This window comes from Microcoleus sp. F10-B2 (assembly GCF_036704965.1).
Taxonomy (GTDB): Bacteria; Cyanobacteriota; Cyanobacteriia; order Cyanobacteriales; family Microcoleaceae; genus Microcoleus.
Genome location: NZ_JAUBTB010000022.1, coordinates 48167 through 66043, shown reverse-complemented (window position 1 = coordinate 66043; position 17877 = coordinate 48167). Strand labels below are relative to the sequence as shown.

Here is a 17877-nt window from a genome sequence, read left to right as displayed (position 1 = left end):
TAGCCAGGGGTTTAAACCCCTGGCGGGCTTTCGGACTGGCGGGCGATCGGTGCGATCGGTTAATGTATTGATATCTACAATGGTATTGAGCTACTACCGATGAAGGAAACCCGCAAACGTGGTATTCGCGCAACGGAAGAAGGACGAAAAAAACTCACAACGGCCAAAGCTGCTAAACGCAACCATAACGACAAAGTTTGGACTTATTTGGACATCGCCACAGCAGCGGAAGTGAACGAAACAACGGTTAAGCGGTTTTTCCGGGGAGAAGCGGTAGATAGAGAGTCTGCAATTTCGATTTCCAAAGCTTTAGGTTTGGAAGTAACAGATATAGTCGATGCAAACGAGTTAAACCCACCTACATCGAAACTCACACCAACAGAAATCGACTGGCGCGATATCTGCGACAAAGTTGTAGCAACTCAACAACTCCGCCGCCAAGCAACAGCACAACAATATGAATTAAATATTTACGTTCCCTTGGGATTAATGGAACGTCCCAAAACACCAAACCCCATACCCAACCCCACAGGCGAAGAGTCACGCCAGAAAGAACCAGAACTGCAAATCGTCCAAACTTATAAAGATGATGCTTTTTTCCAGAAAGTGATTGCCGAAAATCGCACCGAAAAAGGCAAGCATATCGCGATCATTGGCGAACCGGGTGCGGGAAAAACTACGCTGTTAGGAGAATTGGCGGAACGGTTGCCGAAAAATTCCCCGGATTTTCCGATTTGTATTCGACTGGCAGATTTACGGGAAGGCACCATTGAAGATTATTTACTCGATAATTGGCTGAAAAAAGCGCTATATTTTATCGATGCTGATGCGGAAAATGTAACGCCAGAAATCAGAAAAGCACTCAAACAACTGTTCCGTCAAGGTAAAGTGTGGTTGCTGCTTGATGGGGTGGATGAAATGGCGGCGGAATCCCCCGTGCAGGCGCTGGCGAGAATTCGGGAACAACTGACAGACTGGGTGGGTAAGGCGCGGGTGGTGCTAACTTGCCGTTTGAATGTTTGGGATGCGGCGATTAGCAATACCCTGACAAATTTTGATACTTATAAAACTTTGGAATTTGAACCCGATGATGTGGATGAGTTTATTCTTCAGTGGTTTGAAGAGGCGAGTCACGATGAGAAACGGCGCAATTCTGGCAATGAAACGTTCTGGCGAGAACAGGGAAAACGCTTAACAAGACAGTTAAAAGAACCGGGAAAAGAGCGAATCAAAGAACTGGTACGCAATCCCCTGCGGTTGTCGATGTTGTGTCAGTCTTGGTGCGTACCCGAACAGGAATTGCCCGAAACGAAGGCGACACTTTACGAGCAGTTTACCACTTATTTTTTTGAGTGGAAACAAGAGGAATTTCAGAAGAAACAGCGAGTATTAAACCAGAGGGATAAAAAACAGATTCAACAAGCTTTGGCAAAGTTGGCTTTAGCGGCAATGGAAAGCGTTAATCGGTTTCGGATTGAGCAAGAATTTGCGATCGAGCAAATGGGGGAAGAGTGGTTTGATTTAGCTGATGAATTGGGATGGTTGGTTTTAGTTGACAGGGATACGCGCACGAAAAACTCTGTTTACGCTTTCTTCCATCCGACGTTTCAGGAGTATTTCGCCGCCTGTGCAATTGAGGATTGGAAATTTTTCCTGAATCACATTCCTGACAACCCTAAAAATTCTAAAGCAAGTTACCGAATTTTTGAGAAGCAGTGGAAAGAAGTTATTTTATTGTGGCTGGGGGGTCAAGATGTACGAACAGAATGTAAGGAATCATTTATTAAGGCTTTGATTAAATTTCAAGATGGATGTTGGGAGTATATTTTAGAGGACAAAGGTTTTTATGAATACCGAGCATATTTTTTAGCAGCCCTAGGTATTGCTGAGTTTAAGGAATGTAGCTGTGCTGATAAAATCCTATCGCAATTGATTAGATGGGGATATGGTTATTTTAACTTAAAGATGCAGATGTGGGTTGGGAAAAGACGTTTAATTTCAGAAGCAGCGAGGGCTGCATTCCAAAAGAGCGATCGCTCCAGAACCATCCCTGCTTTAATTAACGTGATGCTTAACAGTACCACTGATGCTACTAATGGTTTATTGGCAAATATGGTTGAGAGTTTGGGGCAAATTGGAACGGGCAATCAACAAGCGATTGAAGCACTGCTTAATGTGATTCGTACCACTGCCGAGCTCTATCCTCTTATTGAAGGGCAGTACCTCATTGAGAAAGCATTTAATAGTTTAGAACTCATTGGTCAGAACAATCAGCAATTGATTGATGAACTTAATAAAATGATGCAAAACAGTCACCATGAATACACCTGTGTAAAAGCTGCTGAATGCTTGGGAACTATCGTTCCCGGTAACGAGCAAGCCATCGCAAGGTTGGTGGAGCTGATAGAAAAAAGTACCGATAAATTTATTCCTACTCAGGCGAATAGGAGCTTAACAAAAATTGCCCCCTATCATTCTCAAGCTGGCATAAGTATTGAAATTAGCCTGTTTGATGTAGTTCGGCAACTATTAGAATGGCTGATTGAAGAAAAAAAATATAATAAAGACGAATTAAAACGTAGATGGGCAGCAGAAACATTTAACCATATTGCATCTAAATCTCCGCAAGCAGTTAAACCACTCATTTATTTGATTAAAAATACTTCGGATGAAAATATTATTCGAGATTCTGTCAGGCTGTTAGGAGCATTTGGTCTTAACAATAAGGAAGCAATATTATTACTAATTGAGCTTATTTACCACAGCAATTTTGTAATTAGTAAGTTTGCGATTGAATATTTGGGCGCTGCCAATGTAATTCATGAACAAGTAATTCAAGCATTAATAGACCTGGTTTACACCGCTCCAGATAGTCGTATTGACGCGGCTTCTAGTTTGGGTAAAATACTTAAAAGATATCCGCTGTCATCAGCAGTCTCAAATTTAAAAAATCATATACAAAATCAGATATCTACCAATCGAGATTTCGGTTTTTATGAGTTATATGATGTTCTTTGGCATTGCGCTCAAACTATGCCTTTCCCAAACTATTATCAAGCTTGGCATCAAGACACCCTTACCAACTCCGCAACAGCAAGCCCCAACTTAGTAAACTTACCTAAAATGCTTGCCGAAGCCATTAACGATCGACCCGATCTATGCAGCAAAGTAAAACTAATTTGCATCGACACACACCAAATCATCGACCCCGAAAACCCCGCCCCAGAAATTTACGACCAGATGCTCAATCAAAAATGTCCAGAGTGGCAGAATGGGTATCCAGATACCATGCAAAAACTCAAAATTTATTGGAATTACCTGCGCCGCCAAAGCGAAATTTCCCTGTTTTTCATCTGCTACGATTCCACCGCACTCTCAGCCACACCCACAGGATTTAGCGATTCATTTCTGAAAGCTTTCAGCAAATTCGATCGCGCGATTTGTGTGGTGTGCGAACAAGGGGATATTCCCTTGCCAACTTTTTCACCCAGCCAACCCGATTTAGTCCCTGCTGTTGTAGCATGGATTCGGCGAAGTATACTAGAAAATAGACATCCTATTTAAGAGCCGATCGACAAAGCAGAAACTATGACACTTACAAAGACCGAGTATAAATATATAGAACTCAACGAAGACAATGTTCCCATCATAGCCGGAACTACGATGAAAGTCGTTGAATTAGTCGAAGCTCAAATAGCTTATGGTTGGAGTCCAGCAGAATTACATCTCAATCATCGCTACTTAACTATGAGCCAAATTCTTTCGGCGTTAGCTTATTATTGGGATCGCAAACAAGAACTCGATGCAGAAATCAAGCGACGAGAAGAGTATGTTAAACAGGCAGAAATTGAAGTGGGCGAATCTCCTTTTGCTGCTAGACTACGTGCACAAGGGCTATTGAAATGAGTCTAGCACTTTATATGGATGAACACATCCATTCAGCTATTACAGTTGGTTTACGTCTTCGAGATGTAGATGTTTTAACTGTTCAAGAAGATGGACGTGCTGGTACACCAGATACTATTTTACTCGATCGAGCTATGGAACTTGGGCGAGTTATGTTTTCACAAGACCAAGATTTTTTAATTGAAGCAAAACGTCGTCAAGCTGAAGATATAAACTTCTCTGGTGTTATCTTTGCTCGTCAGTCTCGCGTTTCCATTGGTGATTGTATCCGCGACTTGGAAATAATTACTAAACTTGGCGAACTGGAAGAATTTGCTAATCAAGTTCAATATTTGCCTTTGTAGCTTCCCTTACATTCACCCCTTGACACAAACCACCTGCTTCAAAGTCGCCACAACTTCCACCAAATCCGACTGCTGACTCATCACCTCATCAATCGGCTTATAAGCCCCCGGAATTTCATCTAAAAATTGCTCATCTTTCCGGCACTCAACCCCCTCAGTCTGCCGTACAAAATCATCCAGAGTGAATACATTCTTCGCTTGATTGCGAGACATCAAGCGCCCCGCGCCGTGACTGCAACTACAGTAGCTTTCAGCATTTCCCTTCCCTTTAACAATGAAAGATTTCGCCCCCATCGAACCCGGAATAATCCCGTAATCCTCTACATCCGCGCGCACGGCACCCTTGCGAGTCACATACACATCTTCGCCAAAATGCACCTCTTTTTCCGCGTAATTGTGGTGGCAATTCACCTCTAATAACGGCTTAACAGATTTGCCGCCCGCGACGTGCTTTTCTACAATTCGCTTAAACCGATTCATCATCACATCGCGATTAAAACGAGCATAATCTTGCGCCCACTGCAAATCGTGCCAGTAAGCCGCAAACTCCCGCGTACCCGCTACAAAATAAGCTAAATCTTTGTCAGCCAGATTAATTTCTGCCAGTTTAGCTAAATCTTTAGCCGTCTCTATATGCTGCTGTGCGAGCAAATTTCCAATGCCGCGAGAACCGGAATGCAGCATCAGCCAAACAAAGTTTTCAGTATCAACGCAAACCTCAATAAAATGATTACCGCCGCCGAGGGAACCCATTTGTTTTAAGGCTTTATTGTTTTGATGCTGCACACCTTGATGAAGTTCCTTAAACTCGCCCCATCCTTGCCAGTTAGTGACTGTTTTTTCTACTTCCTTGTTTTCGGCAAATCCGACAGGAATTGCGGCTTCGATATCGAGGCGAATTTGTTTGAGTTTGCCTTCTAATTTGTGAGCCTTGAATGGCATTTTAATGGCAGCCATCCCGCAGCCAATATCAACTCCGACAGCAGCCGGAACAATCGCTTCTTTTGTGGCAATTACTGAACCGACTAAAGCACCTTTGCCTAAATGTACGTCGGGCATTAGTGCGAGGTGTTTGAATACAAAAGGTAAAGATGCTACGTTGGCGGTCATCTTGGTTTCTTTTTCGCCTAGGGCGTGATTTGCCCAAGATAATACTGGTTTTGGGGCTGATATGTCTAATTTTTCGTAGGGCATTTTTGTTTAAGTTGGTTTTGCCAGTTTGTTTTGTAGTATTAATGTAGGACAAAAAGTTTCGGATGTCAAACACACTAATTCTCGTAGGGTGCGTCAGTCTGGAATTGCTTTGGGGAGTCAGAGACTGTTTACTGACGCACCTTACCGACTAATTATCGGCGCGTCAGCTTAACATCAAATGCAGTACCAGTATTGTGGGTAAATCCGACAGTCCGACAGGGAATGAATTCCCTGTCTCATAGCAAAAGTCCTCTGAAAGAGGACTGAAAGAGATCGTATTTTCCCGTCAAAATCTACAGTCGGTTTTAACCGACTTTGGCTATGAGGCAGGGGTTTAAACCCCTGCCGGATTGCGGGAAAGTGCGTATTTTCTGACGCTACATTTTACAAATTCGGAGTCTTTCTCCCCGCCTTCTGTACAGGAATAGCAACCGCCTGCGGTTTCTTATTCCCTGCAAACATCCCGAAGAAGTCGTGCAGCAAAATATAGAAACACGGAATAATAAACAGCGTCAGCAGCGTCGCCAGCGACAAACCGGAAAACACCACCACACCCAAAGGTTGCAAGAATTCCGAACCGTCTCCAATGCCCAAAGCTAGGGGAAATAAACCCAAAACAGTGGTAATAGTTGTCATCAAAATCGGACGCAAGCGCTGAGGGGCCGCCCTGAGAATTGCTGTGGCGCGATCGACCTTTTCATCTTCCAGAATTTGGTTCGCCAACTCCACCATAATAATCGCATTATTTACCACAATTCCCACCAGCAAAATCGCCCCCACAATCACCGTTGCGCCGATCGCAGTTTTAGTCGCATACAGCCCGAAAATCCCCCCAGCCAAAGCCAGCGGCACCGTCAGCATAATCACCAGCGGATCGACAAGCGAATTGTACTGCACCGCCATCACCACAAATACCAAAAACGCCGCCAAAGATCCCAAAACAATCAGCGAACTTTGCAATTCTCGGTTAGTTTCCGCCGCCGAACTAGGTATCACTCGCACTCCCGGCGGCAATTTGATTTCCGACAAAACTGCATCCACTTGTTTCAAAGCATCGCCCAAACTCGCGCCCTTATTAATATTCCCAGCAATCATGAAAACTTGGCGCTGGTTAAGCCTTTGAATTTCCCCAGGCGCTTTTCCCAGTTCAATATTCGCCACATCGATCAAGCGGATAATGCTGTTATCCCTAGCAGTTAAAGGGATAAATTTTAGTGCAGAAATCGATTGAACAGAAGCGCGGTCGAACTGTACCCGCACATCAACCAAACGGTTCCCCCGCTGCAATTGCGTGGGAACAGAACCTTGAATTGCTGTCTGAATCGCCTCTCCAATTTGCCTCGCATTCAACCCGTAGATTTCCGCTTGTTCCCAGTTGGGGCGAATCTGCACTTCCGGCTGCTGCGGGTCTGCATCCGGGCGAAAAGTAGCTAAATTTACCTTCTCATCCAAAGTAGCCAATATCTCCCGGCCGGCTTGCTGCAATATTTGTTCGTTTTCGCCCTGAAGCAGGACATCAACTTCAGCGCCGCGCACTGGCGAATTAGTTAAGATCAAACCCCGCACATTTTCTGGATTTAGGCGCAAACGAGTATTTTTGGGCAAATCAATTTTTTGATTCAATTCTTGCGTAACTCGCTGCACAAAATCCAATGTATTGGTGCCAGGTTTCAGTGTAATGTTGCAACTGCCGCGCAGCACATTCTCAACCGTATTGTTGCCGAACAACAGCCCGCCCACCGTCGTCAAAGTGTATAGAGTTTCTGGTTGGCTGAGGATAATTTTATCCGCTTCTGCCATGATTTTTTGGTTGGTTGCCAAATTTGTCCCCGCAGGAAACAAAGCAAACAATCTCGCTTGGCCGGTATTAATTCTGGGCAATATTTCCTGGGGGATTTGACCGGCCATCAGCCAACTGCCGCCGCCCAATCCAATAATCGCTACTGCAATGATAATCAACCGCCACCGCACTATGCCCGATAAAAATTTACCGTAACCGGCGGTAGCATTGGTAAAAGCTCGATCGAATGCGCGCAGCGGCCAAAAGTTGCTCAAACCGCTGGATACCCGCAGCGCTAGCAGTCTAGAAGCCATCATCGGTACAACTGTCAATCCGACAATCAGAGAGGCGGCGACGGAAAAGGTGATGGTGAGAATTAATTCGTTAAAAAGTAAGGAAACTAAGCCGCCTATTAGCAAAAATGGCAGTACGGCAACTAAGTTAGTGATGGTGGAAGCAAATAAAGCTGATTCTAATTCTTGGCTGCTTTTTTCTGCTTGCTGCATCAACTGCTTGTTACTGAAGCGCTGACCGTTGGCATTTTTTTTATTGCTGGTTCCTTCGACAATATTCTCCAGCATCACGATCGAGTTATCGACCACAATTCCCACACCCAGCGCCAAACCTCCCAAACTAAAAACGTTCAGAGATAAACCAAAAACTCCCATCAGGATAATCGCCATTAAAGTTGCGAGGGGAATTGCTATGACAATAATCAAAGTTTGGCGAAGGGAAGCGAGAAATAGCAATACAGATGCCCCGGCTAAAACAGCCCCGGTCAAACCAGAAAATAAGACGTTGCTAATAGAATCGCGGATGAACTTAGACTCGTCGAAGGTATTGACGATAGTCGTGCCTTCGGGAATTGCCCCGGATTCTTTTAATTCTTCTAGCCGCTTTTTGATGCCGTCTACAACTGAGATTGTATTCGCGTCCGGCTGCTTTTGAATGCTAATTTTTACTGCTGATTTCTGATTGAGAAATACTTTAACTCGTTCTTCTTCTGTACCGTCAATTACCTGAGCAAAATCGCGCAAAAAAACTCGTCTTGGCGGATTGGAACCCGATGCTTGAAAAGAAATTTCCTGAATTTCTTTCGCATTCCGAAACCGCCCGACGGTGCGGGTTAAAGGTTCCGCTGCTTCTTCCCGCAGCCGCCCGCCGGAAGTGTCGAGGTTGCGGGATTCGAGGGCTGATAAAACGTCTGAAATACTGACGCCTAAAGATTGCAAGCGATTTAAGTCAATATTTACTTGAATTTCTTCTTGTACGCCGCCGGCAACGTCAATTGCTGCTATTCCTGGAATTACGTTGAGTTCCCTGGATAATTCTTCGTCGGCAAATACGCGCAAATCAACTCCTTGCAACGAGTTGGAAGTGAGGGCAAATTCGTAAATCGGCTGTTGGGAAGGGTCAACTTTGGAGAGAGTGGGCGATTCAACTGTGTCGGGAAGTCGGTTGCGGATGCGGTTGACAGCGGCGGTGGCGTCGTTGAGGGCCTGGTCGATGTTGCCCCCGGGTTTGAAGAATAAATCGACGCTGACTTGTCCTTCGCGAGTTCGGGAGAAAACTTGCATGACGCCTTCAGTGGCGGAAAGTCCTTGTTCGAGGGGGCGGGTAACTTCGTCAACTGCTACTTCTGGGGAGACTCCGGGGGCGTTTAAGCGCACGCCGATGCGGGGATAGGTGATGGAGGGCAGCAAGTCAACGGGCAGTTGGGTGATGTAAAAAAAGCCCACGATTATAATAGCAAGTGTCAGCATCAGAGTGCCGATGTGGCGGCGGATAGCGGTCCCGCTAATACTGAATCCGGTTTTGTCGGGGGTCATTTGATTTTAGATTTTAGATTTTTGAATTGAAAAGTTTACCCAATCAGTCAGCCCAGGGCTGTTTCATTCTCGGTTGATGGGGAGATGGTCCGATGGGGAGAGGGGGAGATGGGGAGAGGGGGAGATGGGGAGAAAAGCCCTCTTCAAGAGAGTGATTAATTTTTGAGCTTTTGAGTCATCCCTTATACTGCCCTTCTCCCCATCCCCCTCTCCCCCCATCTCCTCATAAGGATGAGTTTTTTGGTGAGAATGAAACAGCCCTGTCAGTCAGCCTGCAAAGGAATGAATCGCGGGGCTGGCGACCAAATTGTTTTCGGTCAGGCTTTATTTTGTATAAGGAGTGAGAGGCTATTTAGACTCCGCACCTGACAAGTATAATAAATTTTAATAACTTGTCACAAATGTTTTTTATAATATTCCTTTAGAGGTAGTCGACCGCCCAAAACAGCAATTGACATCAGTTGCGAGGGGCTTTTAAATCTCTGTAAGTTATCGCAATCAGGAACAGGCTTTCGGGCCTGTTCCTAAAGTATTCTTCCCTTTTCCTTCTTTCCTCTTCCTTCTTTTACTGTACTTGAGAGCCGTGGGCGCGGGGGTCGGAGCTACTTGTTTTCACAGGCCCTGTGGGGGGAGTAAAATTAGAAACTTGACCGCCTGCTTGGACGTGTGGCAGAGGTTTTCCTGCTATTAAAGCTTCTAAGTTAGCTTCCATAAAAGTGCGCGGCATTTCGCCGATCGTTTCAGCAACCGCGCTGCCTTTATCGTTCAAATAGACAAAGTGCGGAATGCCGTCTACTCGATATTTGGTGATTTCTGGCAGCCATTTGTCATTGTCTACATTCAGCATCACAAAATTCATCGGTTCGGCATATTGCTGTTTGATTTCGCTCAGATCCTTAGCCATTGCCTGACAGCTACCGCACCAATTAGCATAAAATTCCATGAGTGTCGGTTTGCCGTTTACCAAAGCCGTTTCTAATGGCGTTGAAGCTTTTGCCATGTCGGTGAGACTGCTTGACGGTGTTTGGGTTTGCAGCCCTAAGAAGATGGATGTTGAAAGGGCGATCGCTGCTAGCGCAACCGCTAAGTTTCTGATGCGCGTGGCGACTTTTGTTTCGGGATTTTTGGCGGCGGGGACGACTGTTGACTTGGGCGAATTCTGAGTCATAAAATAAATTGCGCTTTGATTTCTATGTTTTTATTTTAAATAATAGATTCAGATTCTAGCACATTTTGAGATAATCAGACCCATCTCATAAAAATTTGTGCTAAAGGCAGTAATTAGACCAAGCGCGCTAAAACAGAAGATAACCAAGATTGTTTGTAAATTACCGAGGACTTGCAGGGTGAAAAAACGGGTGACGCTGACGTTTCCGCAACGATCGATCCAAATGCCTGTCACCTATCGACTAGCCAAGGATTTTAATGTTGCAGCCAACATTATCCGCGCTCAGGTGGCTCCGAATCAAGTGGGCAAACTGGTGCTAGAGTTATCAGGGGACATCGACCAACTAGAAGCGGCGATCGACTGGATGCGATCGCAAAACATCGGCGTTTCCCTAGCCAGCCGGGAAATACTCATAGACGAAGATATCTGCGTTCACTGCGGTTTGTGTACGGGAGTTTGCCCGACAGAAGCCTTGACCCTTGACCCCGAAAGCTTTAAACTGAGTTTTGCTCGATCGCGGTGTATCGTTTGCGAGCAGTGCATCCCTACCTGTCCGGTACAAGCTATTTCTACTAACCTCTAGGTCTTGTACAAACTCATCGGGAGCACGATCTTTTTTTTTGCCTGGTTCTCCTAATTGTGCCATTGGATGAAAAAAAACTCTTGGGTTTCCCTAACTCTACTTTTTGTTACTTATTTCACTTTTGGCTGGAAATTATCTGAGTTTGATGTTCCGCCGCACCTGACTTGGTTTCTAGCCATAGCTTCAATTTTAGTGTTGGCTGTCGCCTTGTCGTTTCCTCTGAAAGACATAAAAGCCTTAATTTTGCAGTGGTTTTCGAGCGATCTGGGTGCTTTTATTTCTATTATTGCAGGAGCTTTGGTGGCAGTGGTAGTTTTTGCCTGGATGCACCTTTTTGCTACTTGTTTGCTCTTGATTTCAGCCGGAGCTTTGGCAAGACTCGATCTTCAAATGTCTGGTTGGAAGAATTGGCGGGCTTTTGCGGTATTAGCTACTATTTCTTTCACAGGTGTGGGGTTGGGCGGAGCGATAGAGTTTTTGTTAAAAACAGGGAGGCTCGTATTATATTAACTGAGCCGAGAAAATTTACCCAAGCAAATTCTCCAACTCGCAACAGATATTTAGCCGACAACGATCGGATTGCCAATCAATAAATACAGGTCATTTTTTTCAATACCCACCTGGATTAATGCGTGTTTCAACCCTCGCGAGATACAGCTTCTCAATTACCGATTCCCCGTTTACCGTTGCCTATTCCCAATTACCTATTACCTATTACCGACGAACCTGGAGTGCAACTGAAAACCGCTATGCCAGTATTGAGATGTAGCGACTGTCGCTCAAAATGTTATTCCCAAGATCCCGCAACTCCGGCAGCCAAAAACTCGATCGCAATAAAAAAGCAGCTTGAGGAAGCTGCTCGTCAGAATGCATGAGGTATTGTTTTTAGAATAAAACAGCTTAAATTCGATCGGTGCTGGGTTACATTTTTTGATACGGGAAAATTGATGAGTGAATGGACGATCGTAAAATCGTCACATAGGAGGATAGCATTGATGCTAAATTTCCCGACAATCAAGTTAGCGTTTAACTGTCCTTGCGCCCTACAGCCCTTCAGCGGTGGGGCCATTTTATTTTTAGGGAGAACTCAATAGCCGACTTTAACGCCTCGACGAGTCTGCCATCAGTTTTTGCATACAATCTCCGCATCGCCACATTTTCATACTTATAAAACTTACGCATCGCATCTACTCAAACCCGGTTGATTCCCAAACATTAGACAGTTAAACAGATACACTAAGGCAAAAATCAGTATTTTTACCGAAGTCATACCAGTTGAGATTTGAGATTTGAGATTTGGGAATAACTGATGAAGCTGGTGGTTTGGAGCTTGCGTACTGTTGCATTATTTTTTTGAGCTGGTATCAAAAGTCCTCATAAACCTGTTATTTTCCCAGAAACCCGGTTTCTGAGTGTATTAATTTATATCATGCCCGGTTTCTGGTTTGATAACTTTTTGGATTTCCTCGATCGCCCTAGCCGCGGCTGCTTCAGGCCTTTCGCCCAAACCTGTACAGACTCGGACATCTGCTTGAGTGTAGAAACGCTCTCGCTCGTTCAAAAGGCTTTGCAGCTTAGATTTGAGCTCGCCCTCCCGCAGTAGGGGTCGAGCGGTGTCCGAACGCAATCGATCGTACAGTTGATCTACAGGCACATCCAGCCAAACCACTATACCGTAGTGCAAATAACTCCAATTCATCGATCGGGCAACAATACCGCCGCCCGTAGCCACGACCGAATTTTTATAAGCAGACAATTCGCCGAGCACTTTAGTTTCTAGTTCCCGAAATGCCTCTTCCCCTTCTCGCTCAAAAATCTCAGCAATTGACTGATTAGCAACTCGAACAATTAGTTCATCAGTATCAAAAAAACGGTATTTTAATTTTCTTGCCAAAATCCGCCCCACCGTTGTTTTTCCCGCACCCATCATCCCGACGAGATAGATATTCACTCCCCTCAAACAATCCACTGCCAAATCCTCCGATATTTTGCTATTTTTTCAAGTCAATCCGCCCGCCACTGGGCGGTTCGTCGTCCTCAAACTCATCATCCTCATCCAATCCCCAATCATCCTCTGCTTCTACACTAGGATTGTTCGGTACTTCCCCGCCACCTGACTTAGGTATCGCATCTTGCGGGGGAACCAGCACCCGATACTCGGCATCGTAGACAGACTCAGTTTGCCCCACCCCAGACTGGCTCGGATCTCGATACCCGTAAGAGTATACCGAGCCAGCCCAAGACTTGCTTTTCGGTTCCTGTTTAGCTTCGTAATCCCTCGGATTTGCCCTTGCAACGTCATTTACCTGCGGTCGATCGGAAAAATCGCGATCCTCCCCCCAATCGTCATCGCTGCCTTGAGAGCCGGATTTTGAGCCATCTGAGACCCAATCATCCTCATCGTCTGCCGCTGCTGCATAAGTCCCCGGTTGAGGGTAATCCTTGGCCGCAGCAGGGTTTGGAGTTTCTTGCTGGAAAGTCCGGGCACTGTAACCCGCCGGCGTACCGTACTCAGTTCGGTAGGAAGCAGCAGCCCGATTTTGGCTATTTTCCGAATTCAGATAAGGGTCAATTTCCTGTTTTCTAGGAGGGGGAGGCGGCGTGTAAGGTGTTCTCCCGTCCTCTGGGAAAGTATCGGGACGGCTGCGACTGTCGCGGCCGGTGCGGTCTCGCGTTTGAGATAAGTAATTTGAAAAAGCGAGCAAACCAGAAATCAATAAAGAGGTGACAACTCCTGCCGCCATGCTGAGCAAAATCCAAATAGATAAGGGCAAAGCAGGCGATCGAACTCCCAAAAATACCAGCGATAATGCCGGCTCCACATTTTGCAGGGCAAAAATAGTTAGCCCCGCCACAATTACTAGCAAAAATACAGGTCGCATATTAAAAATATTGGTAATTGGGAATTGGTAATTTGTAAATGACTAATAACTAATGACTAATGACTAATGACTACTCTTCTTCCTTCCAGCGTTTGAGAGGAACGCAGTCAATCCCCAACTGGTCTAAAGCGCGAGCCACCACAAAGTCTACCAAATCTTCAATAGTTTGCGGATTGTGATACCAAGCGGGAATCGCTGGTACAATTCTAGCTCCAGCTTCTGCCAAGGTAGTCAAATTCCGCAGGTGAATCAAGCTAAAAGGCGTTTCCCGAGGCACGAGTACCAATTTTCTCCCTTCCTTGAGCTGAACGTCGGCTGCTCTTTCGAGCAAATCCGAGCTCAAGCCAGCCGCCAATTTTCCTAGTGTACTCATGCTACAGGGAATAATCATCATCCCTTGGGTACGAAACGAGCCGCTAGCAATGTTAGCACCGACATCTTGCCAAGGATGGCACCGGAGTTTACCCATTGTGGGTACTCCTGCTTGTTCCCGCCAGAATTCTTCTTGCAGAGTCGGTTCTGCCGGCATTCGGATGTTCTGTTCGCTTTGCCAAACCATGTAAGTAGATTTGGAAGCCACGAGTTCGATCGCGCGATCGGCTTCCAACAGAAACTTTAGAGTTCGCACCGCATAAATCAGTCCCGATGCACCGGTAACTCCTACAATGAGGGGGTAGTTATTCGTCATTAGTTATTTGTTAGTTTACGGTTTACTGTTGTTAGTAATTAGTGGTTATAACGAACTTTTTAGCATTGAAATTATTCCGATCTATATTCTCTTCATCTGCGTATGTCTGCGTCTATCCCTTGTCCGGGGCGGTTAACAAATTCTCTTTTTTTAACCGCAGATGAGGGCAGATTAACACAGATTCACGCAGATAAATTAGATCTAATCCAGTTGCACCGTCCGTAATTGTTGAGTTTTGACTGGATTTGTCGCCCGACGTTCCTACCGGATTTGATATTAGTCATTAATTATTTATTGATGATTGCTGAGTATAGTGGGCAGCAGAGTTCTTAATACTTAGTTGCTAGACAATGACAACTAAGTATTGAGGAAAATCAACAGTCAACTGTCAACTGTCAATTGATTATTCATCATCATCAAAAGCTTGACTGCCGCCGCCAACTGCAACTAAATCAATTTGCTGGCGGTAGTAGTCAACACTCTTGACTTGAACTTCTACCCGATCGCCCAAACGGTACTGATTGCGGTTTTTGCGGCCTACTAGAGTTTGCTGGCGCGATCGATATTCGTACCAGTCATCCTTGAGCGAAGAAACGTGCACCAGTCCTTCAACTCGCAGGATGTCGCTCTCGGGCGGCCGCACCTCAATTTCCACAAAGAAACCGTAAGACTGCACGCCTGTAATCAAACCCTGAAAAGTTTGACCGGTGCGTTCTTTCATCAATCCGGTTTTCTTCAATCCCTGCAAATCGCTTTCGGCATCTTCAGCAACTCTTTCGCGTTCCGTCAGGTGTACCACGGCCGATGCAAACTCTGTCTCAAATTCGTGGTGCAAATCTGGGGGGAGAACGTTCCAAGTAATTTGACCGTGACAGGAGGAATGGTGCAAGTCTACTTTTTCCTTAGCCCGTGTTGTGCGGCTGCTGCGGCCTTGCTCGAACACCGCTTGCAACACCCGCAGCACCAGCAAATCGGCGTAGCGGGAAAGCGGCGAAGTGCAGCGCGTGTAACCCTCTGACAGCGCCAAACCGAAGTGCGGCTTGGGAGTGGTGCTGTAAACAGCGGGCTTCATGGTGTCTTCTAGCAGGTAGGTGAGAACTCTTTCGGACTTAAGATCGGCAAACTGCTGGGTAAATCGCTGAAAGTCCAAGGGCAAAACTTCTTCTTCGGTTTCTAGATACAGTTCGCCTCCGAGGTTGTTGGAGAGTTTGATGAACTCTTGAATGTCTGCCGGGTCTGGCATCGGCTGGACGCGGTAGATTGCTGGGACTCCCAAGGCTTGCAGGTGAGTGGCTACGGCTTGGTTGGCGAGTACCACCAATTCGGAGACAGCCGACTGGGCGAGGGGAGCGACTGCAAAGGCTCCTAATTCGCCTTCGTCGTCGAAGTGAGAGTTAGCGTCGGGCAAATTTAGTTCAAAAGCTCCCCGCTTGAGCCTTGTCTGTCTGGCAGCCTGTGAGGCTGCCGAGATTTGATCTAGGAAAGGACGGAGGGCGGAGGATAAAGGGTGCTCTTCGGCATCGCCTGGTTCGAGAATTGCTTGAGCTTGCTCGTAGGTGAGGTGGTAGTCAACTTGAATGACGCTGGTTTGAATTTCGTATTCTAGGAGTTCTCCTGATTCGTCTAGGGTCAGCAGTATGCTGAATGCCAGCCGTTCGGTGTCTGGCAGCAGGGAGCAGCGCTCGTTGAGGGTTTCTGGCAGTACGGCGATGATTTTTTCTCCCAGATGGGCGGCGGTGCCTCGCTTGCGGGCTTCGCGGTCTAGGGGGGTTTCTGGCTGCACGTACTCGGCGGCGTCGCTGATGTGGATTCCTATTTGCCAGCGGCCGGGCTTCAGGGTTTCGATCGACAAAGCGCGTTCTACTGGCGGATCGGAGAGGAATGATGTCGGATCGAACTCGTTTTCGCCTCCTCCTTCGGAGAGATTTTTCTCCTCAACTTGAGGGGCATCGTTTTCGCTGTTGGTTGTTCCCGGTTCGTTTTTGCTGAAGCTAACAGTCAGAATGTTACGCAAATCAAGGCGTTTTTTGATGTCGGTTTTTTTGACTTTGCTGGGCAAATTTTCCGCTGCTTTGATGACGGCGGCGGGGAACGATCGCGGCAAGTCGTGCTTGCAGCATACGATGTCGAGGTCGTCAGCGGCTTCGGCGTCGGAACCTAGTACCTGTACTACTTTGCCGACGGGGCGGTGGGTGCCGAGGGGGTAGCGTTTGACTTCGACGTGTACTAGGTGGTCGATCGCCTCTTGGAGATTTGTGCCGTTTGCCAGCAAGTCTAGTTCAAACAGCAGGCGATCGTCCAGGGGAATTGCTCTGTAGCTGAGGCGGCCGGTGGGAGTGGAGGTTTGCTTGACTCGCGCCAGTACCGAGGGGTTGGCGCGTTCGAGGATGAGCATGACTTCGCCTTCGGGCGAGCGGCGGCGGCTGCCTTCTTTGATGATTTTGACTAAGACTCGATCGCCGTTCCAAGCTGTCGAGAGGTGACTTTCCCGCACGTAAACGTCTTCTGAGCCTTCGGCGTCTTGAATTGCAAAGCAAAATCCTTTGCTCGAACAGCGCAGTTTTGCTTCTACTACGTCGTCTTCAGCTACTCGGCGATAGCGGCCTTTGTCCTTGACTAATATGCCAATTTTCTCGAGAGCTTCTAATGCGATTTGAAGTTTGAGTTGACTGGTGGCGTCGTTGCAGTCGAGTTTTTTCTCCAATGCTTTAGGGGCCACTAATTTGTCTTCTGTAAAATTTGCCAGCAGTGCAGCGATAGAAAATTCCATGTAGCGATCGATCCTCTTGTTTCCAGCAATTAGTCTTATTTTGGCGAAATCAGCCGCGCCCCTTCGGGCCCTCGCTGTGCCTGCTTCCCAACAAATGCGCGGGTTAATAGGTGGAGACGCCAGCACAGCCACCTTGTTCGATCGCGAGGATTTTTTGAGATTCTCTCCCGACATCGGCTTCGTGCTAATTGTCTGCTGTCTGTCTTGAACTGACTGCTGACGGTGCAGAAAACTGTCCCGCACCCTATTCCCCAATACAATTTTTTAGCGTTGGTTTGTTTGCTTTTATTTCAGCAGCAGCGCCGAACACTTGGCGAATTAGAAAGCCCCTGTCGGTTCTTAGAAGATGGCTCGATGCTGAAAGCGACGGCTTGAGTCGAGGATGAGCCGATGGAGGGATAGAGAGGGAGAAAATTTGCATTTCTTCCTTCTACCTGTTTCCTTCTGCTTTTTTCCTTCTTTCTTCTTCCTTTTGAAGTGCCTCTTGCCTCTTGTTTTAGCAAAGGATGTACCGGCTCAAGACAAAATTGCTAGTAGCTAACCGCTGCAGTACCGCTGTTTTTTGCACGCGATCGGCCTTTGCGGACAGAGGTGCAACGAGCGGGTCGGGAGCAATCTGTGCTGTAGAAAGTGCAAGGTACACAAAACCGGAGACTTTTACTACTTTTGCCTACTTGCTGTGTCATCTCCTATAGGTAGAAATGACGCCCGGTGCTTATTAGCTTAAACGGCC

The 17877-nt window shown here is 46.5% G+C and carries 13 protein-coding genes; 6 read left to right on the top strand and 7 right to left on the bottom strand.

The features are described from left to right. Window positions 1–99 precede the first annotated feature (99 nt). From QUA99_RS11250 to QUA99_RS11240, 3 genes are read left to right on the top strand one after another with little or no spacing between them, the layout of a single operon-like run. Window positions 100–3564, top strand: coding sequence for an NACHT C-terminal alpha/beta 1 domain-containing protein (locus QUA99_RS11250; RefSeq protein WP_333235337.1), 3465 nt, complete (start codon window positions 100–102; stop codon window positions 3562–3564). Window positions 3565–3588: 24 nt separating this feature from the next. Then, a complete protein-coding gene (locus tag QUA99_RS11245; RefSeq protein ID WP_333235336.1) occupies window positions 3589–3906 on the top strand; it encodes a DUF433 domain-containing protein in 318 nt (105 codons plus the stop codon). Then, window positions 3903–4250, top strand: coding sequence for a DUF5615 family PIN-like protein (locus tag QUA99_RS11240; RefSeq protein WP_333286802.1), 348 nt, complete (start codon window positions 3903–3905; stop codon window positions 4248–4250). Before QUA99_RS11245 ends, QUA99_RS11240 begins: the two co-directional genes overlap by 4 nt. A gap of 12 nt (window positions 4251–4262) precedes the next feature. Here QUA99_RS11240 and QUA99_RS11235 read toward each other — a convergent pair whose 3' ends face one another. The 3 genes from QUA99_RS11235 to QUA99_RS11225 form a co-directional block, all read right to left on the bottom strand. Continuing rightward, a complete protein-coding gene (locus tag QUA99_RS11235; protein ID WP_333235333.1) occupies window positions 4263–5444 on the bottom strand; it encodes an RtcB family protein in 1182 nt (393 codons plus the stop codon). A gap of 384 nt (window positions 5445–5828) precedes the next feature. After that, complete coding sequence (locus QUA99_RS11230; protein ID WP_333235332.1) at window positions 5829–9053, bottom strand: efflux RND transporter permease subunit; 3225 nt, start codon at window positions 9051–9053, stop codon at window positions 5829–5831. Window positions 9054–9618: 565 nt separating this feature from the next. After that, window positions 9619–10221, bottom strand: coding sequence for a thioredoxin family protein (locus tag QUA99_RS11225; RefSeq protein ID WP_333235330.1), 603 nt, complete (start codon window positions 10219–10221; stop codon window positions 9619–9621). A gap of 178 nt (window positions 10222–10399) precedes the next feature. Here QUA99_RS11225 and QUA99_RS11220 point away from each other — a divergent pair, with 178 nt between their 5' ends. The 3 genes from QUA99_RS11220 to QUA99_RS11210 all read left to right on the top strand — a co-directional run bounded on the left by QUA99_RS11220 (window position 10400) and on the right by QUA99_RS11210 (window position 11679). Then, complete coding sequence (locus QUA99_RS11220) at window positions 10400–10804, top strand: NIL domain-containing protein (RefSeq protein WP_006635751.1); 405 nt, start codon at window positions 10400–10402, stop codon at window positions 10802–10804. 66 nt (window positions 10805–10870) lie between these two features. Further along, window positions 10871–11314 (top strand): hypothetical protein, encoded by a 444-nt coding sequence (locus QUA99_RS11215; protein WP_333235329.1) that lies wholly within the window; start codon window positions 10871–10873, stop codon window positions 11312–11314. Window positions 11315–11436: 122 nt separating this feature from the next. After that, complete coding sequence (locus QUA99_RS11210; protein WP_333235328.1) at window positions 11437–11679, top strand: hypothetical protein; 243 nt, start codon at window positions 11437–11439, stop codon at window positions 11677–11679. Between the two features lie 542 nt (window positions 11680–12221). On the opposite strand, the gene QUA99_RS11205 is transcribed toward QUA99_RS11210, so the two are convergent. The 4 genes from QUA99_RS11205 to QUA99_RS11190 form a co-directional block, all read right to left on the bottom strand. Then, window positions 12222–12773 carry a shikimate kinase gene (locus QUA99_RS11205; protein WP_333235326.1) on the bottom strand — a complete coding sequence of 184 codons (552 nt, stop codon included), beginning with the start codon at window positions 12771–12773 and terminating at the stop codon, window positions 12222–12224. 22 nt (window positions 12774–12795) lie between these two features. Continuing rightward, the gene (locus QUA99_RS11200; RefSeq protein ID WP_333235325.1) at window positions 12796–13686 is read right to left on the bottom strand and encodes a LapA family protein; all 891 of its coding nucleotides are present in this window, start codon (window positions 13684–13686) and stop codon (window positions 12796–12798) included. Window positions 13687–13756: 70 nt separating this feature from the next. After that, window positions 13757–14374 carry a flavin prenyltransferase UbiX gene (locus tag QUA99_RS11195; protein WP_333235323.1) on the bottom strand — a complete coding sequence of 206 codons (618 nt, stop codon included), beginning with the start codon at window positions 14372–14374 and terminating at the stop codon, window positions 13757–13759. Window positions 14375–14777: 403 nt separating this feature from the next. Further along, window positions 14778–17144, bottom strand: a complete 2367-nt coding sequence (locus QUA99_RS11190) for a ribonuclease R family protein (RefSeq protein ID WP_333235375.1) — start codon at window positions 17142–17144, stop codon at window positions 14778–14780. Window positions 17145–17877 lie beyond the last annotated feature (733 nt).